This is a genomic window from Roseovarius sp. A-2 (assembly GCF_002072155.1).
Lineage (GTDB): Bacteria > Pseudomonadota > Alphaproteobacteria > Rhodobacterales > Rhodobacteraceae > Roseovarius.
On sequence record NZ_BDIY01000012.1, the window covers coordinates 24,198 to 47,115 of the forward strand.

General features: G+C 63.1%; 27 protein-coding genes. 17 read left to right on the forward strand and 10 right to left on the reverse strand.

The genetic code is table 11. From position 1 onward, the window contains the following. The first annotated feature begins 24 nt into the window (after positions 1-24). The 4 genes from galU to murJ all read left to right on the forward strand — a co-directional run bounded on the left by galU (position 25) and on the right by murJ (position 4,615). On the forward strand, positions 25-918 hold the full coding sequence (galU, locus tag BHD06_RS13895) for a UTP--glucose-1-phosphate uridylyltransferase GalU (protein ID WP_080457581.1): 894 nt from the start codon (positions 25-27) through the stop codon (positions 916-918). Between the two features lie 21 nt (positions 919-939). After that, positions 940-1,923, forward strand: coding sequence for a UDP-glucose 4-epimerase GalE (gene galE / locus BHD06_RS13900; protein WP_080457582.1), 984 nt, complete (start codon positions 940-942; stop codon positions 1,921-1,923). A 35-nt stretch (positions 1,924-1,958) separates the two neighbouring features. Further along, entirely contained in the window at positions 1,959-2,990 is a 1,032-nt protein-coding gene (locus BHD06_RS13905) for a glycosyltransferase family 2 protein (RefSeq protein ID WP_080457583.1), read from the forward strand. A gap of 86 nt (positions 2,991-3,076) precedes the next feature. Next, entirely contained in the window at positions 3,077-4,615 is a 1,539-nt protein-coding gene (gene murJ, locus BHD06_RS13910; RefSeq protein ID WP_080457650.1) for a murein biosynthesis integral membrane protein MurJ, read from the forward strand. Positions 4,616-4,628: 13 nt separating this feature from the next. On the opposite strand, the gene BHD06_RS13915 is transcribed toward murJ, so the two are convergent. Beyond that, positions 4,629-5,315 (reverse strand): rhomboid family intramembrane serine protease, encoded by a 687-nt coding sequence (locus BHD06_RS13915; protein WP_080457584.1) that lies wholly within the window; start codon positions 5,313-5,315, stop codon positions 4,629-4,631. Between the two features lie 74 nt (positions 5,316-5,389). Between BHD06_RS13915 and trpS the strand changes: the two genes are divergently transcribed. The 9 genes from trpS (at position 5,390) to BHD06_RS13960 (ending at position 13,550) form a co-directional block, all read left to right on the forward strand. Beyond that, on the forward strand, positions 5,390-6,418 hold the full coding sequence (gene trpS, locus BHD06_RS13920; protein WP_080457585.1) for a tryptophan--tRNA ligase: 1,029 nt from the start codon (positions 5,390-5,392) through the stop codon (positions 6,416-6,418). A gap of 66 nt (positions 6,419-6,484) precedes the next feature. Further along, positions 6,485-6,967 carry an RNA pyrophosphohydrolase gene (locus tag BHD06_RS13925; RefSeq protein WP_080457586.1) on the forward strand — a complete coding sequence of 161 codons (483 nt, stop codon included), beginning with the start codon at positions 6,485-6,487 and terminating at the stop codon, positions 6,965-6,967. A gap of 17 nt (positions 6,968-6,984) precedes the next feature. Beyond that, positions 6,985-7,452 (forward strand): hypothetical protein, encoded by a 468-nt coding sequence (locus BHD06_RS13930; protein ID WP_254892423.1) that lies wholly within the window; start codon positions 6,985-6,987, stop codon positions 7,450-7,452. 193 nt (positions 7,453-7,645) lie between these two features. Then, positions 7,646-10,504 (forward strand): monovalent cation/H+ antiporter subunit A, encoded by a 2,859-nt coding sequence (locus tag BHD06_RS13935; protein ID WP_080457651.1) that lies wholly within the window; start codon positions 7,646-7,648, stop codon positions 10,502-10,504. A 1-nt stretch (position 10,505) separates the two neighbouring features. After that, entirely contained in the window at positions 10,506-10,859 is a 354-nt protein-coding gene (locus BHD06_RS13940) for a Na+/H+ antiporter subunit C (protein WP_080457588.1), read from the forward strand. Next, a complete protein-coding gene (locus BHD06_RS13945) occupies positions 10,856-12,373 on the forward strand; it encodes a monovalent cation/H+ antiporter subunit D (protein WP_080457589.1) in 1,518 nt (505 codons plus the stop codon). Before BHD06_RS13940 ends, BHD06_RS13945 begins: the two co-directional genes overlap by 4 nt. 14 nt (positions 12,374-12,387) lie before the next feature. Beyond that, positions 12,388-12,879 (forward strand): Na+/H+ antiporter subunit E, encoded by a 492-nt coding sequence (locus BHD06_RS13950; RefSeq protein WP_080457590.1) that lies wholly within the window; start codon positions 12,388-12,390, stop codon positions 12,877-12,879. Next, complete coding sequence (locus tag BHD06_RS13955; RefSeq protein WP_050663755.1) at positions 12,876-13,145, forward strand: K+/H+ antiporter subunit F; 270 nt, start codon at positions 12,876-12,878, stop codon at positions 13,143-13,145. Before BHD06_RS13950 ends, BHD06_RS13955 begins: the two co-directional genes overlap by 4 nt. A gap of 12 nt (positions 13,146-13,157) precedes the next feature. Next, positions 13,158-13,550: a Na+/H+ antiporter subunit G gene (locus tag BHD06_RS13960; protein ID WP_080457591.1), complete on the forward strand. Its 393-nt coding sequence runs from the start codon at positions 13,158-13,160 to the stop codon at positions 13,548-13,550. A gap of 18 nt (positions 13,551-13,568) precedes the next feature. On the opposite strand, the gene zapE is transcribed toward BHD06_RS13960, so the two are convergent. After that, on the reverse strand, positions 13,569-14,639 hold the full coding sequence (gene zapE, locus BHD06_RS13965) for a cell division protein ZapE (RefSeq protein ID WP_080457592.1): 1,071 nt from the start codon (positions 14,637-14,639) through the stop codon (positions 13,569-13,571). Between the two features lie 46 nt (positions 14,640-14,685). Continuing rightward, entirely contained in the window at positions 14,686-15,660 is a 975-nt protein-coding gene (gene pip / locus BHD06_RS13970; RefSeq protein WP_080457593.1) for a prolyl aminopeptidase, read from the reverse strand. Positions 15,661-15,709: 49 nt separating this feature from the next. On the opposite strand from pip, the gene ubiG reads away from it, so the two are divergent. Beyond that, complete coding sequence (gene ubiG, locus BHD06_RS13975; protein WP_080457594.1) at positions 15,710-16,459, forward strand: bifunctional 2-polyprenyl-6-hydroxyphenol methylase/3-demethylubiquinol 3-O-methyltransferase UbiG; 750 nt, start codon at positions 15,710-15,712, stop codon at positions 16,457-16,459. On the opposite strand, the gene BHD06_RS13980 is transcribed toward ubiG, so the two are convergent. From BHD06_RS13980 to BHD06_RS13995, 4 genes are read right to left on the reverse strand one after another with little or no spacing between them, the layout of a single operon-like run. After that, a complete protein-coding gene (locus BHD06_RS13980; RefSeq protein ID WP_080457595.1) occupies positions 16,443-16,883 on the reverse strand; it encodes a MarR family winged helix-turn-helix transcriptional regulator in 441 nt (146 codons plus the stop codon). The genes ubiG and BHD06_RS13980 overlap by 17 nt on opposite strands. After that, complete coding sequence (locus BHD06_RS13985; RefSeq protein WP_080457596.1) at positions 16,884-17,714, reverse strand: carbon-nitrogen hydrolase family protein; 831 nt, start codon at positions 17,712-17,714, stop codon at positions 16,884-16,886. A 4-nt stretch (positions 17,715-17,718) separates the two neighbouring features. Next, on the reverse strand, positions 17,719-17,976 hold the full coding sequence (gene grxC / locus BHD06_RS13990; RefSeq protein ID WP_080457597.1) for a glutaredoxin 3: 258 nt from the start codon (positions 17,974-17,976) through the stop codon (positions 17,719-17,721). Between the two features lie 30 nt (positions 17,977-18,006). Further along, positions 18,007-18,738, reverse strand: coding sequence for a ComF family protein (locus BHD06_RS13995; protein ID WP_254892424.1), 732 nt, complete (start codon positions 18,736-18,738; stop codon positions 18,007-18,009). A 15-nt stretch (positions 18,739-18,753) separates the two neighbouring features. Between BHD06_RS13995 and BHD06_RS14000 the strand changes: the two genes are divergently transcribed. Beyond that, a complete protein-coding gene (locus BHD06_RS14000; RefSeq protein WP_080457599.1) occupies positions 18,754-19,572 on the forward strand; it encodes a methyltransferase domain-containing protein in 819 nt (272 codons plus the stop codon). A 59-nt stretch (positions 19,573-19,631) separates the two neighbouring features. Continuing rightward, a complete protein-coding gene (gene hemH / locus BHD06_RS14005) occupies positions 19,632-20,696 on the forward strand; it encodes a ferrochelatase (protein WP_080457600.1) in 1,065 nt (354 codons plus the stop codon). A 71-nt stretch (positions 20,697-20,767) separates the two neighbouring features. Here hemH and BHD06_RS14010 read toward each other — a convergent pair whose 3' ends face one another. Next, positions 20,768-20,956 (reverse strand): hypothetical protein, encoded by a 189-nt coding sequence (locus BHD06_RS14010; protein WP_080457601.1) that lies wholly within the window; start codon positions 20,954-20,956, stop codon positions 20,768-20,770. Between the two features lie 145 nt (positions 20,957-21,101). Beyond that, positions 21,102-21,704: a L,D-transpeptidase gene (locus BHD06_RS14015; protein ID WP_080457602.1), complete on the reverse strand. Its 603-nt coding sequence runs from the start codon at positions 21,702-21,704 to the stop codon at positions 21,102-21,104. A gap of 168 nt (positions 21,705-21,872) precedes the next feature. Here BHD06_RS14015 and BHD06_RS14020 point away from each other — a divergent pair, with 168 nt between their 5' ends. Then, a complete protein-coding gene (locus tag BHD06_RS14020) occupies positions 21,873-22,391 on the forward strand; it encodes a CAP domain-containing protein (protein ID WP_080457603.1) in 519 nt (172 codons plus the stop codon). Here BHD06_RS14020 and BHD06_RS14025 read toward each other — a convergent pair whose 3' ends face one another. Continuing rightward, a complete protein-coding gene (locus tag BHD06_RS14025) occupies positions 22,392-22,892 on the reverse strand; it encodes a murein L,D-transpeptidase family protein (protein ID WP_080457604.1) in 501 nt (166 codons plus the stop codon). Positions 22,893-22,918 lie beyond the last annotated feature (26 nt).

Here is a 22,918-nt window from a genome sequence, read left to right on the forward strand (position 1 = left end):
AAATATTGAGTTGAGGTGCGGGTGATGCGCAAGAAGATAACTAAAGCGATTTTTCCTGTTGCGGGTTTGGGGACACGGTTCCTTCCGGCGACGAAATCGGTGCCCAAGGAGATCATGACGCTGGTGGACCGCCCGCTGGTGCAATACGCGATCGACGAGGCGCGGGCGGCGGGGATCAGGGAGTTCATCTTCGTGACCTCGCGCGGCAAGGGGGCGCTGGAGGACTATTTCGACAACGCCCCGCAGCTCGAGCAGGAGCTGCGCAAGAAGGGCAAGGACGATCTTCTCGAGATCCTGAAAGCCACCAACATGGACAGCGGCGAGATCGCCTATCTGCGCCAGCACAAGCCGCTTGGCCTGGGCCATGCGGTGTGGTGTGCGCGGCGGCTGATCGCCAATGAGCCCTTCGCGGTGATCCTGCCCGATGACGTGATCGCGGCGGAAAGGCCCTGCCTGCAGCAGATGGTCGAGGCGTTCGAGGAGACCGGCGGCAACGTGGTGGCGGCGATGGAGGTGCCGGATGAGGCTACGAAATCCTACGGCATCCTCGACGTGAAAGAGGACATGGGCAGCATCGTGTCGACCAAGGGCATGGTGGAGAAACCCGAAGCGGGCAGCGCGCCGTCGAACCTGGCGGTGATCGGGCGCTATATCCTGACGCCCACGGTGTTGCAGAAGCTCAACAAGAAGGAGGCGGGCGCGGGCGGCGAGATCCAGCTGACCGATGCCATCGACGCGGCGCGCGAGGACGGCGAGGAGGTCTATGGCTTCCGCTTTCAGGGGCAGCGCTTCGATTGCGGCTCCAAGTCGGGGTTTCTGCAGGCGACGGTGGCCTTTGCGCTGGCGCGCGACGACCTGCGCGACGATCTGTGGAATTACATCTCGGATGTCGTGCATGCCGACAAGGCGGCACAGTAGACAGGCACACGGGGGCGGCTCTTGACGAATGTTTTGGTCACCGGAGGTGCGGGCTATATCGGTAGCCACGCTTGCAAGGCACTCAGTCGGGCAGGCTATACCCCTGTCACCTATGACAACCTGAGCACCGGCTGGGAAGACGCCGTCAGGTTTGGCCCCTTTGAGCGGGGCTGTCTCACGGATCGCGCGCGGCTCGACCAGATCTTTGCCGCCTACCAGCCGCAGGCGGTGATGCATTTCGCCGCCCTCAGCCAGGTCGGCGAGAGCATGCGCGCGCCAGAGCTTTATTGGCACAACAACGTGGCGGGCTCGCTCAGTCTGATGCAGGCGGCGGTGGCGGCGGGCTGTCTCGACGTGGTCTTTTCATCGACCTGTGCCACCTATGGCGACCAGGACAACGTGCTGCTCGACGAGGGCTGCGCGCAGCATCCGATCAACGCCTACGGCGCGTCGAAACGCGCGATCGAGGATATGCTGCGCGATTTCGAGGCGGCGTATGGCCTGCGCCACGTGATCTTTCGCTATTTCAACGTGGCGGGCGCAGACCCCGAGGCCGAGATTGGCGAGTTTCACCAGCCCGAGACGCATCTCATTCCGCTGATGCTGGATGCGATCGACGGCAAACGCAACGCACTGACGATCTTTGGCACCGATTACGATACGCCCGACGGCACCTGCATCCGCGATTATGTGCATGTCTGCGATCTGGTGCAGGCGCATGTGCTGGGGCTGAACTGGCTGGAAGAGAGACGCGGCAGCCGGGTCTTCAACCTTGGCACCGGCACAGGGTTTTCGGTGCGCGAGGTGATCGAGCAGTCGGCGGCGGTGACCAATCGCGTCGTTCCCATTGTCGAGGGGCCGCGCCGTCCGGGCGATTGCGCGCGTCTCGTCTCGGGCTCGACCCGGGCAACGGTGGAGTTGGGCTGGCAGGCCAGTCGTTCGACGCTGGCGCAGATGATCGGCGATGCCTGGCGTTGGCATCAGTCTGGACATTACACGAAATAGCACCGACTCTGCCGGATGGGGATCAAGAGGGCCGCATGGGCAAGGGTGACGCGATAGGGGACATGGCGATGGCCTATCGCCTGCGGTGGAGGCGCCGCCGCTTGCTCTGGCGAAGTTTCCGCAAGCGTCGGCAGTTGCGCGCGGTCGCTGATCGTACGGCGCAGATCGGGCGGGACGATATCCTGTGCTTCAGTACCATGCGCAACGAGGCGCTGCGGCTGCCATATTTCCTCGATCATCACCGGCGACTGGGCGTGCGGCATTTCCTGATCGTCGAGAATGCCAGTGACGACGGCACGCGCGACTACCTGGCTTCGCAGCCCGATGTCTCGCTCTGGAGTACGACGCAGAGCTACAAGCTGTCACGCTTCGGCGTCGATTGGTTGACCTGGTTGCAGATGCGGTACGGGGTAGGCCATTGGTGCCTGACGCTCGATGCCGATGAATGCCTCGTCTATCCTTATCACGAAACCAGGCCCCTGCCTGCGCTGTGCGACTGGCTGGAGCAGCAGGGGCGGGCCTCGTTCGGGGCGCTGATGCTGGATATGTATCCCGAGGGGCGGCTCTCGGCGCATCCTTACCTGCCGGGGGATGATCCGTTCGAGCGGCTGTGCTGGTTCGATGGCGGCAATTACTCGATGCGGCGCAAGGCGGATTTGCAGACCCTGTGGATTCAGGGCGGGCCGCGTGCGCGGATGTTCTTTGCCGGCGATCCCCGCCGCGCGCCTACCATGGGCAAGGTGCCGCTGGTCAAATGGAACCGGCGCTATGCCTATGTCAGTTCGGCCCATTCGCTGCTGCCCCGGCGGCTCAACCACGTCTATGATGGGCAGGGCGGCGAGCTGACCTCGGGCGTGCTGTTGCACAGCAAGTTCCTGAACACGGTCGTGGAACGCTCTGCCGAGGAAAAGACGCGGCAAGAGCATTTCGCCAACAGTTCTCTTTACGAAGGCTATTACGACGCCTTGACCGAGGACCCGGATCTGTGGTGTCCGGCCTCGACCCGGATCACCGGTTGGCGGCAGCTTGAAGCGATGGGATTGATGTCGCGCGGTGGTTGGATCTAGCAGATCGCGGGGGTGGACAGGCCCCTTTCGCGATGCCGCCGAATGGGCTAAGCCTGCCGCGTGCCGTCACCCCGGAGTCGCCCCGCATGAAACCTGTCCGCCTGCTCACCGGGATCCTGACCGTGGGGGGCTGGACATTGATGAGCCGTGTTCTCGGCTTTGCGCGCGATGTGATGATCGCGAGCCTGATCGGGCCGGGCATGGTGATGGACGCCTTTGTCGCGGCCTTCCGCCTGCCCAACATGTTCCGCCGGTTCTTTGCAGAAGGGGCGTTCAACGCAGCGTTTGTCCCGATGTTCTCAAAGCGGCTGGAGGCGGATGAGCACCCTCTGGCCTTTGCATCGCTTGCCCTGTCGGGCCTGGGGCTGGTTCTGCTGGTGTTGTCCGCGCTTGCGATGATCTTCATGCCCGCCCTCGTCTGGGCCACAGCCGAGGGGTTTGCGGGCGATGCGCGCTTTGGCATGACCGTGGAGTATGGGCGCATCGTCTTTCCCTACGTGTTCTTCATCTCGCTTGCGGCGCTGTTTTCCGGGGTGCTGAATGCGGCCGGGCGATTTGCCGCCGCCGCTGCCGCCCCGGTACTTCTCAACGTCTTGCTGATCGGGGCCATGACCGGCGCGATGTATCTCGGCACCGAGGTGGTGCGGGCCGTGGTCTGGGCCATTCCGCTCGCTGGGGTGGCGCAACTGGCTCTGGTCTGGCACGCCGCGACGCGGGCCGGGCTGCGTATCCGTCCGGTACGACCGCGCTGGACGCCCGAGATGACACAGCTTGTGCGGGTCGCGGTGCCCGCCGCGCTTGCCGGGGGCGTGGTGCAGGTCAATCTCGTGGTGGGGCAGTTGGTGGCCTCGAACTACGAGAAGGCGGTGAGCTGGCTCTATTCCGCCGACCGCCTTTATCAATTGCCGCTCGGTGTGGTGGGCATTGCCGTGGGGATCGTGCTGCTTCCGGATCTGTCGCGACGTCTCAAGGCTGGTGACGATATCGGGGCACGCTATGCGTTGTCGCGTGCGGGAGAGGTGGCGCTGGCGCTGACCATCCCCTGTGCCGTGGCGCTTGTGGTGATTCCTTTGCCGCTCGTCTCGGTTCTGTTCGAGCGCGGGGCCTTCAACGCCGACGATACCGCCGCGACCGCGCTTGCGGTGACGATCTACGGCCTCGGATTGCCGGCCTTCGTGCTGCAAAAAATCCTGCAGCCGCTGTTTTTCGCGCGTGAGAACACCAAGAGCCCGTTCTACTACGCGCTCGTGGCGATGGTGGTGAACGCGGTTCTGGCGGTCGGGCTGGCCTATGCCGTGGGCTGGCTGGCGGCGGCCATCGCGACCACTGTGGCGGCCTGGGTTATGGTCGTGCAACTGGCGCGCGGGGCGCGCGGATTTGGCGACGTGGCGCGGTTCGACGGCCAGTTCCGGCGCAGGCTGTGGCGCATCGTGCTGGCCTCGGCGCTGATGGGCGCGGTGCTTTGGGGCATGAGCGCCGTGCTGGGGCCGGCCTTTGGCATGGCCGGGTGGCGGTGGCTGGCGATGCTCGTGCTCATCGCCGTCGGCACGGCGGCCTATGGTCTTTTTGGTCAGGGCCTCGGGGCGTTCCAGCTTCAGGAAATCCAGAGCCGGTTGCGGCGCTGATCGGCGGTCGCGGTCAATCGTGCCGGATGCGCGCGCGCAGCTTGGCAAGACCGCCGGGGCTGAGCACGAAGGACGCGAGAAAGCCCACGACAAAGCCGCTGACATCGGCCACCCAGGTGGCATTCGCGCCAAACAGCAGGCCAAAGACCAGTTGCAGCCCCATCAAGACGCCGATCAGGGTAAAGGCCCGCGCCTGATTGCTGCCCAACTGTCCCAGCCGCAACCACATGATATAGGTAAAGCCGCCAATGAGGCCGTAAACCCCGGGAAAGGCCCCGATCAGCCACGGCCGATCCTGCACCACCAGGCCAAAGACCAGCGCGCCGCCGACCGTGCTGAGCAGGAAGAGCGCGAGAACCGCCCAGTGGCGGAACACCTCGCTCAGGAACTTGCCCATGGCCAGCAGCAGCACCCCGGCAAAGAGTGCGTGGGTGAAGCTGCCATGCACGAAGGCGTAGGTCACAAAGCGGCGCAGATGTTCCGTGGGCCAGACGTTGTTCTGCATCATCCATGTCAGGATATCGCCATTGAACCCGTAATCCTCGATCGCGCCCGCGCGCCAGCCGATTGCCTCGGGCCCGCCGACCATGCCGCGCGCGCCGAGTGAGACCATCGCCTCGACCCCGATGATCACCAGAAACAGCGCGATCACGAAGGGTGGCACCGGGTTGAGCGGGCTGGGGCGCTGTGGGTCTTGCATTGCGGCTCTCCTTGACGGGGCAATGGCGCATGGGTAAGCGAGGCAGGCACAGAAATCCACCACGGAGTTGAGCCATGACCGAGGCGGCCTTTACCCCCCGCGTGTTTTCGGGAATCCAGCCCTCGGGCAACCTGCATCTCGGCAATTATCTGGGCGCTCTCAAGCGCTTTGCCGATGCGCAGAACCAGGGGGTGCAGACGCTCTATTGCATGGTCGACCTGCACGCCGTCACCGTCTGGCAGAAGCCCGCCGCTCTGCGCCACGCGACGCGCGAACTGGCCGCCGGGTTCATCGCCTCGGGTCTCGATCCGGCGCGCTCGATCCTGTTCAACCAGAGCCAGGTGGCCGAGCATGCGCAGCTGGCCTGGGTGTTCAACTGCGTGGCGCGCATGGGCTGGATGCAGCGCATGACCCAGTTCAAGGACAAGGCGGGCAAGAACGCGCAGAACGCATCATTGGGGCTATTTGCCTATCCGGCGCTGATGGCCGCGGATATTCTGGCCTATCACGCCACCCATGTGCCGGTGGGCGAGGATCAGAAGCAGCACCTGGAGCTGACGCGCGATATCGCGATCAAGTTCAACAACGATTTCGGTACCGACTTTTTCCCGATCCCCGAACCGGTGATCGAGGGTGCCGCGACCCGGGTGATGAGTCTGCGGGACGGTGCCAAGAAGATGTCGAAATCCGATCCCTCGGATATGAGCCGGATCAACCTGACCGACGATGCCGACACGATTGCGAGGAAAATTCGCAAGGCCAAGACCGATCCGGAGCCGCTCCCCCTCGATGCCAAGGGGTTGGAGGATCGTCCCGAGGCACGCAATCTGGTCAATATCTACGCCGCCCTCGCGGATATGAGCGTGGATCAGGTGATGGCCGAGGCGGGCGGCAAGCCGTTTTCCGAGTTCAAGCCGATGCTGGCCGATCTGGCGGTTGAAAAGATGGCGCCGATCTCGACCGAGATGTCCCGGCTGATGCAGGACGTGACCGAGATCGACCGCATCCTTGCCGATGGGGCGGATCGGGCCCGCGCCATCGCTGCTCCGATCCTGCGTCAGACCTATGAGATCATGGGCATGGTTGTCAGCCGCGAGGTCTGACGGGTTCACCTGCTTGACGCGCGGCGCGTGACGTCGCAGGATTTGCACGCTCAGGAAAGGCCCGCCATGACCCCGGAAGAGATCGCGAAACTTCCCTACCGTGCCTGTGTGGGCGTGATGCTCGTCAACTCTGCGGGGCATGTCTTTGTCGGGCAGCGCATCGACAACGACGCCCCCGCCTGGCAGATGCCGCAGGGCGGGATAGACCCCGGCGAGACCGCGCAACAGGCCGCCTTGCGCGAGTTGTGGGAAGAGACCGGCGTCACCTCCGACAAGGTCCGGATCGAGGCTGAGGCCGGGGGATGGCTCTATTACGATCTGCCGCATGATCTCGTGCCGCGCATCTGGAAGGGGCGCTATCGGGGGCAACAGCAAAAATGGGTGCTGATGCGGTTTCTGGGGCGGGATGCGGATGTGAACATCGCCACCGATCACCCGGAATTTTCCGAATGGCGCTGGCTGCCGCCTGGCGATCTGGTGGCGAGTATCGTGCCGTTCAAGCGCGCCGTCTATAGTGCCGTGCTTGACGAATTCGGGGCGTTATTGTGATCCGCGCGGCGCTCATCATGATGATTTGCGCGCTCACCGGTCCGGCGTTCGCGCTGTCCTGTCTGCCGCCTGAAGTGACACGCACCTATCAGCAGGCCACCGAGGCGGAAGCGGCCTATATCGCGGTGCATGCCCGGCTTGAATTCGATCCCGATGCCTTGCCGCGCACCGATTGGCAGGATCAGGCGGCAACCCCGCCGCATACCCTGATCCCGGCGCGCATGACCGGGCAGGCGCTGACCAAGACCGGGTTTAATCTGCCGTTCGATCGCCGGATTACCCTCGATGCGCAATGCCTCGGGCCGTGGTGCGCGGGTGCCAGCCCCGGCGCATCCTATCTCGCCTTCCTGAAGCGTACGGAGACCGGTTACCTGCTCGCGCTCGACCCGTGTGGCGGCATGGGATTTGTCGATCCGACGCCCGAAACGCTACGCCGGGTCGAGACCTGTTACAGCGGCGGAATTTGCGCGCCGCAAAGCCCCTGACCGCCCCGATGGTACGTGTTTTGCAAGGCACAGATCGAAAATCGACCGGATTCGGGTTGTTGCGGGCAAGGGCATCAATATATTACCGATGGATAATCGAGATGGTCTGACCTGCGCCGCATGACCGGCGCAGACCTATAAGCGGGCCACAGGGACGGGACAGGGGGGCAGGACACGCATGGACAGCGCAGCAATCTATTTGCCGATCATTGCGGCATTGCCATTCTTGGGCGCGCTCTTTCCGGGGTTGATGATTCAGGCGGGCCGCAACACCTGCGCTGCCTTCACCGCCTCTGCCACGATCCTTGCCCTGATCCTGCTGTTGCTCTGCGCCCCCGCCGTGATGCGCGGCGAGGTGCTGACCTTTGGCATCGACTGGCTTCCGTCGCTCGGGTTGAACGTCAATTTCATGCTGGATGGGCTTGGGCTGCTCTTTGCCGGGCTGATCCTCGGGATCGGCCTGTTGATCATCCTCTATGCGCGGTTCTATCTCTCGCGAGAGGATCCGATGGGGCAGTTCTATACCTATCTGCTGCTCTTTCAGGGGGCGATGGTGGGGATCGTCCTGAGCGACAACATCCTGCTGTTGCTGGTCTTCTGGGAATTGACATCGCTCTCGTCCTTCCTGCTGATCGGCTATTGGAAGCACCTGCCCGAGGGGCGGCAGGGCGCGCGTATGGCGCTGACCGTCACCGGCCTCGGTGGTCTTGCGATGATCGCGGGTATGCTGATCCTGGGCAATATCGCGGGCAGCTATGACCTGAGCGTGATCCTGACGCAGAAAGAGGCGATTCAGGCAAGCCCGCTCTATCTGCCCGCGCTGATCCTGATCCTGCTGGGCTGTTTCACGAAATCGGCACAGTTCCCGTTCCATTTCTGGCTGCCGCACGCGATGGCCGCGCCCACCCCCGTCTCGGCCTACCTGCATTCGGCGACGATGGTGAAGGCGGGGCTGTTTCTGATGGCGCGGATGTGGCCGGTGCTGGCGGGCACGCCGGAATGGTTCTGGATCGTGGCGTCCACCGGCCTGATCACCATGGTGATGGCCGCCAAGATCGCGCTTTTCAAGGACGATCTCAAGGCGCTGCTGGCCTTCTCGACGGTCAGCCATCTGGGCCTGATCACGATGCTTCTGGGCCTTGGCACCAAGGCGGCGGCGGTCGTGGCGGTGTTCCACATCATCAACCACGCTACCTTCAAGGCCGCGCTCTTTATGACCGCGGGCATCATCGACCACGAGGCGCATACCCGCGACATCAAACGGTTGGGCGGCTTGCGGCATCTGATGCCGATCACCTTCACCATCGCCACCGTCGCGGCGCTGTCGATGGCGGGCATTCCGCCGCTCAACGGGTTCCTGTCCAAGGAAATGATGCTGGAAGAGGTGGCGCATACCCACTGGATCGGGCCGCATTGGCTGATGGGCGCGGTGGCGACGCTTGGCGCGCTCTTCTCGGTGGCCTATTCGTTTCGCTACATCGCGCATGTGTTTCTCGGCCGCGAGCGCAACGATTACCCCGCCAAGCCGCATGACCCAGGTTTCGGCATGTGGGCGGCTCCTGCCTTTCTGACGGTGCTGGTGGTGCTGATCGGGGTCATGCCGATGACCTTCGCGGGTGATCTGGTGAAAGTGACGGCGCAGGCGGTGACGCAGGCCGACCCTTACGTCAAGATCTACCACTGGCACGGGTTGGTGCCCGCCTTCTGGATGTCGGCGATCGCGGTACTGGGCGGCGCGCTGTTGTTGGCGCTGCATGGCCCGTTGATGCGGATGTGGAACGCCGCGCCGCGCCCCGAGGCAAAGGTGATGTTCGACGCGGTGACGCGCGCGGCGACATCGCTGTCCAACGCGCTGACAGATGGCGTCCACAACGGCGCGCTCACCCGTAACGCGGCCGTCTTCATGGTTGCGGTGATCATCGCCGGAGCGCTGGCCTGGTCCGGCGGCAGCGCGCTCGGCCCGGTGCGCGAGGCGTTACCGATCACCATCATTCCAGCCATTGGCTGGTTGCTTCTGGTGCTGGCGACGATTTGCCTCGTGGCATTTCACCGCAACCGCTTCATCGCGTTGGTGCTGATGGGGATTGTCGGGCTGATGGTCTCGCTCGGCTTCGTCTATTTCTCGGCCCCCGATCTTGCGCTCACGCAAATTTCGGTCGAGGTGGTGACGATCATCCTGCTGTTGCTCGCGCTCAACTTCCTGCCGCGCGAGACGCCTGCCGAGAGCAGCCCGGCGCGCCGCCTGCGCGACGCAGTCATTGCCGTGATCGGCGGCGTGGCGGTCACTGCGCTCACCTATGCCATCCTTGTGCGTGACTTCGCACAGGAAAGCATTTCAGCCTTCCACCTCGCCAATTCCTACAAGGGCGGCGGCGGCACCAATGTGGTTAATGTGATCCTCGTGGATTTCCGGGGCTTTGACACCTATGGCGAGATCATCGTCCTGGGCATCGCGGCGCTGGTGATCTACGCGCTGACCGAAACCGTGCTCAAGGGGCCGGGCGGCCGCTGGCTCGCCAATTGGGACGCGCGTCGCTATGCCGAGGCGGGCGACCGTCACCCGCTGATGATGGTGGTCGCCACCCGCGTGATGATGCCGATTGCGCTGATGGTCGGGGCATTCATCTTTCTGCGCGGCCATAACGAGCCGGGCGGCGGTTTTATCGCCGGTCTGATTGTGGCCATCGCGTTCCTGATGCAATACATGGCCTCGGGCTTTGCCTGGGCCGAAGACCGGCAGCGCGTGACTTATCACGCCACCATCGGCTTTGGCGTGCTGATCGCGTCGGTAACCGGCATCGGCGCGTGGTTGAACGGGCGGCCCTTCCTGACGTCGGATTACGGCTATCTGCATTTCCCGCCGATCGAGGAATTCGAATGGGCCACCGCCATGGCCTTTGACGTGGGCGTGTTCCTGACGGTGGTGGGGGCGGTGATGCTGGCGCTCAACAGCCTGTCGAGCATGGCGCGCCGGTCGGGAGAGACGGTCAACGTCTTCCCGATGGATATCAACCCGGCGCGCGAGGACGCACCGAAAGAGAGAGGGGCCTGACATGGAACTTCTGTTCGCGACAGCCATCGGGCTTCTCACCGCCGCCGGTATATACCTCGTGCTGCGCCTGCGCAGCTTTCCGGTGATCATCGGGATTTCGCTGCTGACCTATGCGGTCAACCTGTTTATCTTCGGCGCGGGGCGGTTGGCGATCAACCTGCCCCCGGTTCTGCGCAAGGGGGTTGAGACCTATACCGACCCGCTGCCGCAGGCACTGGTGCTGACCGCCATCGTGATTTCCTTCGGGATGACGGCTGTGGTGGTGATGCTGGCGCTCGGGGCGTACCTGTCGGGCCGCGAGGACTGCGTGAACATGGATGAAGGCACCGCGCCCGGTCAGGAGAATGAGGCATGAACCACTGGATTATCGCCCCTGTGGTCCTCCCGGCGGTGCTCGCGGCGGTGCTGACGCTGACGATGCGGCATCATCCGCCCTTGCAGCGGGTGTTTTCGCTGGCGGGCGTGGTGGCGATGCTGGCGGTGGCGCTTGGCCTGACGCTGCATGCCGCCACCGGCACAATCGAGGTTTATGAGCTGGGCAACTGGCCCGCGCCGTTCGGCATCGTGCTGGTGCTGGATCGGCTGTCGGCGCTGATGGTGCTGCTGACGGCCGTGTTGGCCGGGCTGGTGCTGCTCTATGCCGTCGGCTCGGGCTGGGATCAACGCGGCAAAAATTTTCACCCGCTGTTCCAGTTTCAGCTGATGGGCATTTTCGGCGCGTTCCTAACCGGCGACGCCTTCAACCTGTTTGTGTTCTTCGAGGTGCTGTTGATCGCCTCTTACGGGTTGATGATCCACGCAGGCGGGGTGCGCAGGCTCAAGGCGGGGGTGCAATATGTCATCTACAACCTACTGGGCTCCACCCTCTTCCTATTTGCGCTCGGCACGCTTTATGCGGTGACCGGCACCCTCAACATGGCCGATCTGGCGGTGCGCGCGGCGGAAATTCCGGTCGAGGACAGCGCGCTGTTGCGCGTCGGCGCGATGCTGTTGTTTCTGGTCTTCGCCATCAAGGCCGCGCTTTTGCCGCTGCATTTCTGGCTGCCCGAAACATATGCCGAGGCCCCGGCCCCGGTGGCCGCGCTATTCGCGATCATGACCAAGGTCGGCGCCTATGCGATCCTGCGTATGTACACGCTGGTCTTCGGCCCTGATCTTGGGGCAACGGCGGAACTCATCGACCAGATGATGATCTATACCGCCCTCATCACGCTGGCCGTTGGGATGATCGGCATCCTCGGGGCCAAGCGTCTCGGGCGGCTCGCAGCCTTTGCCGCAATCGGTTCGATGGGCACGCTGCTCATTGCCATTGCGGGTTTTCGCCCTGAGACGACGGCGGCGGCGATCTATTACATGCTGCATTCCGCGCTTGCCGGGGCGCTGCTCTTTCTCGTGGTCGATCTGGTGCGTGAACGGCGCGGGGATATGGGCGGCGCACTGCGACCCGGCCCGCGCATGGCACAGCACGGGCTGATCTCGGCGCTGTTTTTTGGTGCGGCCATCGCCACGGCGGGGATGCCACCGCTCTCGGGCTTCATCGGCAAGCTGCTGGTGCTTGACGCGGTGCGCGACATGCCCGAGGTCTGGCTGATCTGGACGGTGGTCCTTGCCACCTCGCTGGTGGCGATCCTGGGCCTGTCACAGGCGGGCAGCGCGGTGTTCTGGAAACCCGCACCGGCCCCGGATGACGCCCCCCAAGCGGCCCCCGCCGCGCAACCTGCATTGCCGCTGGTGGCGGTCTGCGCGATGCTGGGGGTGATCGTCGCGCTGTCGGTCTTCGCTGGGCCGATGATGGGCTATATCGACGCCACGGCCGCGCAACTGCACGCACCGGATGGCTATGTCGCCGCCGTGCTTGGCACCAACTGAGGAGGCACACATTGATGCTCCGCAAACTGCTGCCCCATCCCTTCCTCACGCTTACGCTGATCGTGGTCTGGCAGATGCTGGTCAACAAGCTGACCCTCGGCAACCTGCTGCTCGGCACAATTCTGGCCCTGATCATCCCGGTCATGACCTCTCCCTACTGGCCCAACCGGCCCAAGCTGCGCAGCGCGCCGCGTATCGTGGAATACGTGCTGATCGTGCTGTGGGATATCTGCGTGGCCAATGTGCAGGTGGCCTATGTGATCCTGTTCAAGACAAACGCCAACACAAAACCGGCGTGGATTTCCATCCCGCTCGAGCTGCGCACCCCAGAGGCGATCACAGTGCTGGCGGGCACCATCACCATGACCCCCGGCACCGTATCGAGTGACGTGGCGGCGGACGGGCGCAGCCTGCTGGTGCATTGCCTCGACGCAGCCGACCCGGACGCCGTGCGCGACGAGATCAAGTCGCGCTACGAGGCCCGGCTGAAGGAGATTTTCGAATGATCGAGTATGCTCTCTATTTCGCCTTCGCCTGTTTCGGCCTTGGCCTGTTGATGAACATCTACCGGGTGATCAGCGCGCCTGCTGTGGGCGACCGTATTCTGGCGCTCGACACGATGGTGGTGAACGCCATCGCGCTGCTGGCGCTCTATGGCATCCACAAGGGCACCACGGTCTATTTCGAGGCCTCGATGATCATCGCCATGACCGGCTTTATCTCCACCGTCTCCTATACGCGTTTTTTGCTGCGCGGCGACATCATCGAATAAGGAGAAAAGATCATGCTCATCGACATTCTCATTTCCGCCTTTCTGGTGATCAGCGGCATTTTCGGGCTGGTGGGCTCGTTCGGCCTGATCAAGCTGCCCGACCCGATGATGCGCCTGCATGCGCCGACCAAGGCGACGACGCTCGGGGTTGGCGGCGCGCTGATTGCCTCGATGCTGTATTTCTATTTCGTCGTCGGGAATTTCTCGTTTCACGAGCTGATGATCACGCTGTTCCTGTTCCTGACAGCCCCAATTACCGGTCATTTCATCGCCAAGACGCATCTGCACCTGATGCATAAGCCCGCCGATCTGCCGCCCACCGGCACCGACCGGCCCTGGGCCAGCTATGAAAGCGACGGGGAACGTCAGAGTTTTGAAGAGGCGGCAAAGACAGGGGATGCCTGACGCAGGATTGACATTGCGTCAGGCGGGCGTGCGGTCGTCCCCCCAACCTTCGGATTGCATTTCCTGCAACCGGCTGGCGGTGCGTTCGAATTCGAACGAGCCTTCGCCCTCGATATAGAGATATTCCGGCTTTGCCGCAGCCGAGCAGATCAGCCGCACCCGCGCCTCGTAAAGCGCGTCGATGAGGGTGACGAATCGCTTGGCCTCGTTGAAGTTGCTGCGCCCGAGTTCCGGAACGTTCTCGAGGATCAACACGCGGGCCGCCTCGGCCAGTGCGAGATAATCGGCGGGGCCGAGCGGCTGCGCGCAAAGGTCGTAGAACGTCGCCCGCGCGACCCCGTTGTGAAACGCCCGGATCTCGATCTTGCGCTTGTTGACCACGATGTCATGCGGGGCACCTTCGCCGCCGGTGAAATCCTGCCATATCGTCTCTATTGCGGCCCGACTCTCGGAATTGATCGGCGTGAAATAGGTCTGGCTCCCGGCGAGGCGATCTTGGCGGTAATCGGTGGGACCGACCATTTCATGCACGACCATGCGGTCCTTGAGCAAGGCGATGAAGGGCAGGAAAAGCTGGCGGTTCAGGCCGTCCTTGTAGAGATCATCCGGCACCCGGTTGGAGGTCGTGACCACCACCACCCCTGCCGAAAACAGCGCATCGAACAGTCGCCCCACGATCATTGCATCGGTGATGTCGGTGATCTGCATTTCGTCAAAGGCCAGCAACCGTACGGAATTTGCAACCTCTGCGGCAACCGGGGCGAGTGCGTCTGCCTCATTGCGGGCGCGCGCGGCGTGCAGCCCGGCATGGATTTCCTGCATGAAAGCGTGGAAATGCACACGCCTGTTGGGCACGTCGAGGGTTTGGACGAACATGTCCATCACCATGGATTTGCCGCGCCCGACCCCGCCCCAGATATAAAGCCCTTTGGGCGGCTCCGGAGCGCGGCGAAACCAGCCCTTGCGCGGCGCATCGGCGAGGGCTGCGCGAATGCGCTCGAATTCCGGCAAGACCGCCTCTTGCGCGTCATCGCGGGTCAATTCACCCTCTGACACCAGACGGTCATAGAGTTGGGGCAGCGTTTCCATACCCTTCGGAATATCGCGATGCGGGGCGCGGGAAAAGCGCGAATGCTTAGGCGCGGTCGGCCAGTTTCTGCATCACACTCACCAGATCGGCACTGATTCCCGGCTCTGACAGTGCATGACCGGCGACGGGGATCATCCGCAGATCGCATTTCGGCCAGAGCGCGGCCACCTTGTGGGCGGTGATCGGCGGGCAGATCATGTCATAGCGGCCTTGCACGATGGTACCGGGCACATCGCGCAGCCGGTCCATGCGGGCAAGGATATGTCCGTCCTCCTCCAGAAAGCCGCGATGCGTGAAATAGTGGTTTTCGAGCCGGGCGAAGGCGCGGGCGTAATCCGCAGGGCTGTCGCCGCCGACACCGGTGGATTGCACCGTGGCAAGCGCGTTTTCCCAAGCCGACCACGCCTTGGCATGGGTGATCTCCTGTGCCAGATCGCCGGAAAAGAGCCGCTTGTGATAGGCGGCAATGAGGTCGTGGCGTTCCTCCTCGGGGATGAGCGCCACGAAACGCACCCAGGTTTCCGGCCAGAACGCCCCGGCCCCGCCGCCATAGAACCAGTCAAGCTCGCCTTCTGTCATGGTGAACACGCCGCGCAGCACCAGATGCAGCGCGCGGTCGGGATGGGTCTGGCCATAGATCAGCGCCAGCGTGGCACCCCAACTGCCGCCAAAGACGATCCAGCGGTCGATGCCGAGAGTTTCGCGGATCTGCTCGATATCGCGCACCAGATGCCACGTGGTGTTGGCCTCGACGCTGGCATGCGGGCGCGAGCGGCCGCAGCCGCGTTGATCGAAGAGGATGATTCGGTAAATCTCGGGATCGAAATACCGCCGCATCCCGGGGCTGCACCCACCGCCCGGCCCACCATGCAAGACAACGACTGGCTGGCCATCGGCGCGGCCCGACTGTTCCACATAGATCGTGTGGCCGTCGCCCACGTCGAGCATCTGCCGATCGAAGGGTTCGACCGGGGGAAAGAGATATTGCACTGCGCTTTTATGGCCCGAGACTTTATCCATGAATGTCCTATATATCGCACGTCACCAATTGAGCCATAGGGAGACCGGAATGCAAGCCGCGCAAAGCACCATAGATGCCGCCGAGGTCGCGAAATTCGAAGCGATGGCCGCCGAATGGTGGGATCCGAACGGCAAATTCAAGCCGCTTCACATGCTGAATCCTTGCAGGCTGGACTATATCACCTCGCAGATCGCGGCGGAATTCGATCGTGACCTACAGGTGAATGCGCCGTTCGAGGGTTTGCGCATTCTCGATATCGGTTGTGGCGGCGGCTTGTTGAGCGAGCCTATGGCGCGGCTTGGGGCCGATGTGGTGGGTGCCGATGCCGCCCCGCGCAATATCCCCGTGGCGCAGGTGCATGCCGAGCAATCAGGGCTGGAGATCGACTATCGCCACACCACGGCCGAAGACATGGCCGCAGAGGGCGAGCGGTTCGACGTGGTGCTCAACATGGAGGTGGTGGAGCATGTCGCCGATCCGCTGGCCTATCTGACCGCCTGTCAGCAGTTGCTGAGACCCGGCGGGCTGATGGTCTGCTCGACGATCAACCGCAACCCCAAGAGTTTCGCCATGGCCATAGTGGGCGCGGAATACGTGATGCGCTGGCTGCCCAAGGGCACGCATGAATGGTCGAAGTTCATCACCCCGGACGAGCTTTACGGCCTGATTTCGCAGGCCGGGCTCACGCCGGTGGATCGCAAGGGGTTCGTGTTCAACCCGGTGACCTGGCAATGGCGGCTGTCGGATCGGGATCTGAGCGTGAATTACGTGACGGCGAGCGTCAAAGCTCCAGCCTGATGCGCAATTCACGCAGCACCGGCAGGCTGGCGCGTACACGGTCCCCGCCCAGATCGCGAATGAGGTCCGAGACCATCGGCGTGATCGCCGCCATCGCCGCATCGCGCGCCTGACGGCCCGACGGGCTGATCGTCACCATCTTGCGGCGGGCATCGTCCCAATCGGGCCGGATATGCACATAGCCTGCCCATTCCAGTTTCGACAACGTGTTAGTCATCGCCCCGCGCGTAACGTGAAAACTCTTGGCCAGTTGCGCCGGGTTACGCTCGTCCCCGATCCGGGCAAGATGGTTCAGCACCGAGAAATGCGAGATTTCCATACCCTTCGGTAGCACCCGGCTCAGCCGGTTGCGGATCAACTGCTCGTTGGTGAGGATCTCGCTAAAGAGCGTCACCGCAAGGGAATTACTGGTTGTCTCGTCCATTCAGGGGCCATCGAACACGCGGTCATGGCGCAGCGAAGGCACGCGCCTGCGTGCTTGTGCCACTTGCCGGGGGTCAAAATCAACCGTCACAATCCCGTGATCTGTGCCGCCATCGGCCAGAACCTCGCCCCAGGGTGCAACGACAAGGCTATGCCCATGCGTTGTGCGAGCCCGCCCCGTAGCGGCGGCATGGGTGCCGGTTTGTGCGGGGGCCAACACGAAACAGCCGGTTTCAATGGCCCGCGCGCGCAGCAAGGTTTCCCAATGTGCGGCCCCCGTCACGGGGGAAAACGCGGCGGGCACGGTCAGGATATCGGCCCCGGCATGGGCCAGGCGGCGATGCAGGGCGGGAAAGCGGATATCGTAGCAGATCGTCATGCCGAGCTTGCCCCAAGGGGTTTCTGCCAGCACCGCGCGCGCGCCCGGGCGAAAGCCATCGGATTCGCGATAGGTTTCCTCGGGCGTCACGTCGACGTCGAACATGTGGATCTTGTCATAGCGCGCCTGAACGTTGCCTTGCGAATCGATCAGGAAGGACCGATTGGCAAAGCGCCCGTCGGGATCATCGGTCTTGAGCGCGAGCGAGCCGATCAGCAGCCAGACGCCATGCCGGGCCGCCTCCGCTTGCAATCCGGCCAGAACAGGGTCTGATTCTTCGGGATGCAGCACCGTGTTCTGGTGGTTTCGGCTGGTTGAGACGCAGTTGGTCACCTCGGGCGTGAGGATGAACTCCGCGCCCTGTGCCACGGCCCTCTCCATCATCGCGCGCACCGTGGCCAGGTTGCCCTCTGGCTGGTCGCTGCTGGTCAGTTGCAGAAGGGCCGCGCGCATCGGATCAGCCCTGCAGCATCGGATCGAGCTTGCCCGCGCGTTCCAGCGCATATAGCTCGTCGCAGCCGCCGACATGCGTCTTGCCGATGAAGATCTGCGGCACGGTGTGGCGGCCATTGGCGCGGCTCATCATCTCGGCCTTGCGCCTGGGCTGCGCCAGAACGTTGATCTCGGAGAAGTTGACGCCCTTCTGTTTCAAAAGGCGTTTTGCCGCGTGACAAAAACCACAAAGCGGCGAGGAGTAGATTTCGACTGGTTGCATTTCTTTGGTCCCGTTCTGTTTGACGGAAACTTAAGCATCCTTGACGACACGCGCCAGTGTCAGAATGCACACATCCTGCGCACCGCCGGCGAGTGCGGCCTGTGTGGCGACCGAGAGCGTGGCACCCGAGGTCATCACATCATCGACGATCAGCACCGGGCGATCCATGATCAGCGCACGGCGGGCCGGATTGATGCGAATCGCATCGCTGAGCATGGCGTGACGCGCAGCCCGGTCGAGGCCCTTGAGCGATTGCGTCCGTTTGGAGCGTTGCAGCAGGTCGAGACAGTCCGACAGCCCGGTCTCGCGCGCAAGCGCCTGCACCAGCAGGGCCGATTGATTGTAGCGCCGCCGCAGCGTGCGCGTCCAGTGCAGCGGCACCGGCGCAAGCAGGGTGTCGGGCTGTAAAAGCGGCGCGGCGGCGCGCGCAAGCCATTTCGCCGCCGGGCGGATGACATCATGCCGGTCGCCATGCTTGAGCGCGAGCACGAGGCGGCGGCCATTCTCGTGATAGAGCAGCGCCGCGCGCCCACGTGACCAGGGCCGCGCATGGGTAAGACACTCATCGCAGAACTCGGCCTGTGCGCCCGCCTCGCCGGGCAGGGGTACACCGCAGGCGTCGCAGACCAGCCCGGAAATAAAAGGCGTATCGCGCCAACAGGGACCGCACAGGCCGAAATCGCTATCGACAGTCACGCCACAGAGCGTACAACGCGACGGATAGATCAACCGGACCGCTGTTTGAAATGCCGCTCTGTGCACCCTAGTCTCCTGCCTATGACCCAGACACCGCTCACCGACCGTCCTGCATTGATCCGCAACCGCCTGCGTGCGGCGCGGGCCCCGGCGCTGTTCCTGCACGAGGTGGCGGCGGATGAGATCGAGGATCGTCTGGCGGTGGTTAACAAATCCTTTACCGCGCCCGCCGTGGTGACGGGTTTTCCCGATTTCTGGCAGGCGCGCCTGCCGGAGGCGCGGGTGGTCGCGGATGACGACACGCTGGCGCTAGAGCCGGGGGCGCATGATCTGGTGATCCATGCCATGTGCCTGCATTGGGCAAGCGACCCGGTGGGGCAGCTCATTCAGATGCGGCGCGCGTTGCGGCCTGATGGGCTGATGCTGGGGGCGCTGATGGGGGGTGGCAGTTTGCAGGAGTTGCGCGCGGCCTTGGCGCAGGCCGAGGCGGATGTGACCGGGGGCCTCTCGCCGCGTATCCTGCCGATGGGGGAAATCCGCGATCTCGGCGCGCTGTTGCAGCGGGCGGGATATACCCTGCCAGTCGCCGACCGGCTGCCGCTGAGCGTCGAGTATCGCGATCCCTGGCACCTGATGCGCGACCTGCGCGCCATGGGCGAGACCAACGCGATGAGTGCCCGGCCCAGGCGGATCATGCGGCGCGCGGTCCTGAATCGGGCCTGCGACATATACGCGCGTGAATTCGGGACGGGCGCAGGCAGCATTCCTGCGACCTTCGAGATGATTTTCCTGACAGGCTGGTCGCCTGACGAAAGCCAGCCACAACCCTTGCGCCCCGGTTCGGCCAAGGCACGGCTGGCGGACGCGCTCGGCGCAGAGGAAAAACCGCTGAAAGATTGACCTTGGGCTGCGAACCTCTATGTCACCCGTGACCCGAGACTGACAGGATTAACCAAGCCATGCTCGACTCCAGCCGCGATGCCGCACGCCCCGCCCATGCCCCTGGCGATCACCCCAAGGTGCCGAGGGCCAGGACCGGTGTGCTGCTGGCCAATCTCGGGACGCCGGATCATTACAGCTATTGGCCGATGCGCCGCTATCTCAACGAGTTCCTCTCGGACCGGCGGGTGATCGACTATAGCCCTTGGAAATGGCAACCGCTATTGCAGTTGATCATCCTGACCAAGCGGCCCTTTACCAGCGGCGAGGCGTATAAATCCATCTGGAACGAGGACAAGGGCGAGAGCCCGCTGATGACCATCACCCGCGACCAGACCGAGAAGATGGCCAAGGCGATGGAAGAGCGTTATGGCGATCAGGTGATGGTCGATTTCTGCATGCGCTATGGCAATCCGTCCACGAAATCCAAGGTCAGGGCGATGGTCGAGGCGGGATGCACGCGCATCCTGTTCTTTCCGCTCTATCCGCATTACGCGGGGGCCACCTCGGCCACGGCCAACGACCAGTTCTTTCGCGCGCTAATGGACGAGACATGGCAGCCGATTGCCCGCGTGGTGGAGCCTTATTTTGAGAATCCGCTTTATATCGAGGCGCTCGCCGAATCGGTCGAGCGCGCCTATTCGCAGATCGAGACGCGGCCCGAGATCCTTGTCGTGTCGTATCATGGCATGCCTAAACGCTATCTGATGCAGGGTGACCCCTATCATTGCCACTGCCAGAAAACGACGCGGCTGCTCAAGGAACGGTTGGGCTGGGAGGATACCGAGATCACCACCACGTTCCAGTCGGTGTTCGGCCCTGAGGAATGGCTCAAGCCCTACACCGTCGATGAAGTGGCACGGCTGGCAAGCGAAGAGGGCAAGAAACGCATCGCGGTGATGGCCCCGGCGTTTTCCGCCGACTGCATCGAGACGCTGGAAGAGATCAACGAGGAAATCCGCGAGAGCTTTGAGGAGGCGGGAGGTGAGGAATTCACCTATATTCCTTGTCTCAATGATGACGACGCGCATATCAGGGCGCTGTCATCCATCGTGGAGAGCAACCTCAAGGGCTGGCTCGACTGACACCGGCAATCTATGGAAACGCAAAAAGGCAGCGGAGACCGCTGCCTTTCTACATTTTGTCACTGATACGATCAGTCGATCGCGATCACGGCTGCCACAATGGCGAGCAGGACCAGCGGAACCCAGACTGCGGCTGCGGACGAGCCGTTGTTGGTTTCCTCAACGATCACCGGCGCCTCGATGACAGGCTCTGCAAGCGTACCGGCAAAACCGGTCGAAGCGGCTGCGGAGAGGGCGGCGGCGAGAACGAGCTTTTTCATTATAATCCTCCAGAAATCGGCCTGACGCTGCAACAGCACAACGGCAGGCATCCAAGACTTACCTCGTGTTATTTTTCTAAACAGCAATTCGTGAAGATTGCAATTGCATCTTGACAGCCCGGGCTGCGGCCCGGGCACTTTTTCGTCAAATAAGCAACACTTGTGTGCCCACTTTGGTCAAAGCGAAGAGTTCCTGGATATGTTCGTTGTAGAGCCCCACGCAACCGTTCGACGAGCGCCGACCGATCTTGCGCGTGTCATGCGTGCCGTGGATCCGGTAATACGTCCAGCTGAGATAGAGAGCGTGCGTTCCGAGCGGGTTGTCCGGGCCCGGCCCCACATAGGCGGGCCATTCCGGATTTCGTTCGAGCATTGAAGGCGTCGGACGCCAGCTTGGCCCCTCGACCTTGCGCACCACCGAGGTGCGGCCCCGGCGGGTGAGATCCTCGGTCAGCGGCACGGAGGAGGGGTAGAGTTTGTAGACGCTTTCATCCTCGCTCCAGAAATGCACAGCGCGCGAATCGATATCCACGAGGATCGCACCGTTGCGCAGGTTGGAGAAATAAGGCTTCCAGTCCAGCTTGCGAAACGCCGAGATGTTGCGGCGCACGGTCGTGGTGACGTCGCGCTCTGTCTCGACGGTCTCGGGGCCATCGACATCTTGGGCGAAGGCCGGCGCGCCCATCATCGCGGCGCTGCCAGCCAGAAAGGCACGTCGATTCCATGCCGTCCGGATATCAGAAGTCATTTTCGGGTCTCCCGTCGAACCTGATCAATATCCGCCTAATATATGGCGCAAAGGCCGCAGTCGCAATTCAAACCGCCGTCAAGGGGCACGCTTTCGCGGATGTGGGTTTGAAGTGCAACGCGAGCCGGGCTAAAGCAAAAGATGCAACAACCAGGGTGGTGTGGGATTATGGCGCGTCTGTTTATCATTTTTCTGTCGGCTATGTTGGCCCTGTCGGCCTGCGCGGCACCGCCGCCGCCGCCGCCACAGATCGGTGCCGATGGCAAGCCGCTGCCGCGCGTCTACCATATTCGCGATGGGCAAGAGCGTGAAATTCGCTTTCGGATGCTCGATTCGGTCAATGCGCTGCGCGAGGCCAACGGGGCCGGAACGGTCATTCTCGACGAACGTCTGACCGCCGCCGCCGCTACCCATTCGCGCGACATGTCGGTGCAGAACCGGCCCTGGCATTTCGGCTCTGACGGGTCGTCGCCGGTGGATCGCATCCGCCGCGTCGGTTACGAGGGCGACCTGGTGGGCGAGACTATTTCGGAGACCTACGAGACCGAACTCGAGACCCTCGCCGCATGGATGGAGGAAGAGGTCACGCGCCGCGTGATCCTGAACCCCGAGGCCACGCGCATGGGCTTTGATTGGCTCCAGGAGCCGGGCGGCAAGATCTGGTGGACGATGGTGCTGGGCAAGTGATCAGGCGTGGAGCAGGATCGGCGTGCCGTTGCGGATCATCGCATAGACATCCTCCATCTCGCGATTCTTGACCGAAATGCAGCCCGCCGTCCAATCCGGGCTGAAAACCGCGAGCGCGTTCGGCTCGCCGTGGATGAAGATGTCGCCCCCCGGCGATTGCCCCATTGCCCTGGCATGGGCGATGTCGGCCTCGTTCGGATAAGAAATTCCGAGCGAGAGGTGAAACGCACTGTTGGGGTTGCGCCGGTCGATAAGGTATTCGCCCTCGGGCGTGCGCCCGTCGCCTTCAAACTGCTTGTGTCCGTCGGGAGCAAAACCAAGATCGACCTGATAGCGTTTCAGCACCTTGCGGTGATGCAACAGGAACATCTCGCGTTCGCCCTTGTTAACGACGACGCGGGTCACCTCCGGGCCGTGATAGCTCCGGAACTTGGATTTCTGTGCGCAGCCCGCGAGTGTTGCCGCCCCGGCGAGTAGTGCGAAACGTCGTGTGAGTGTCATGCCTGTCACCGTGTTGCTGCCCGGTT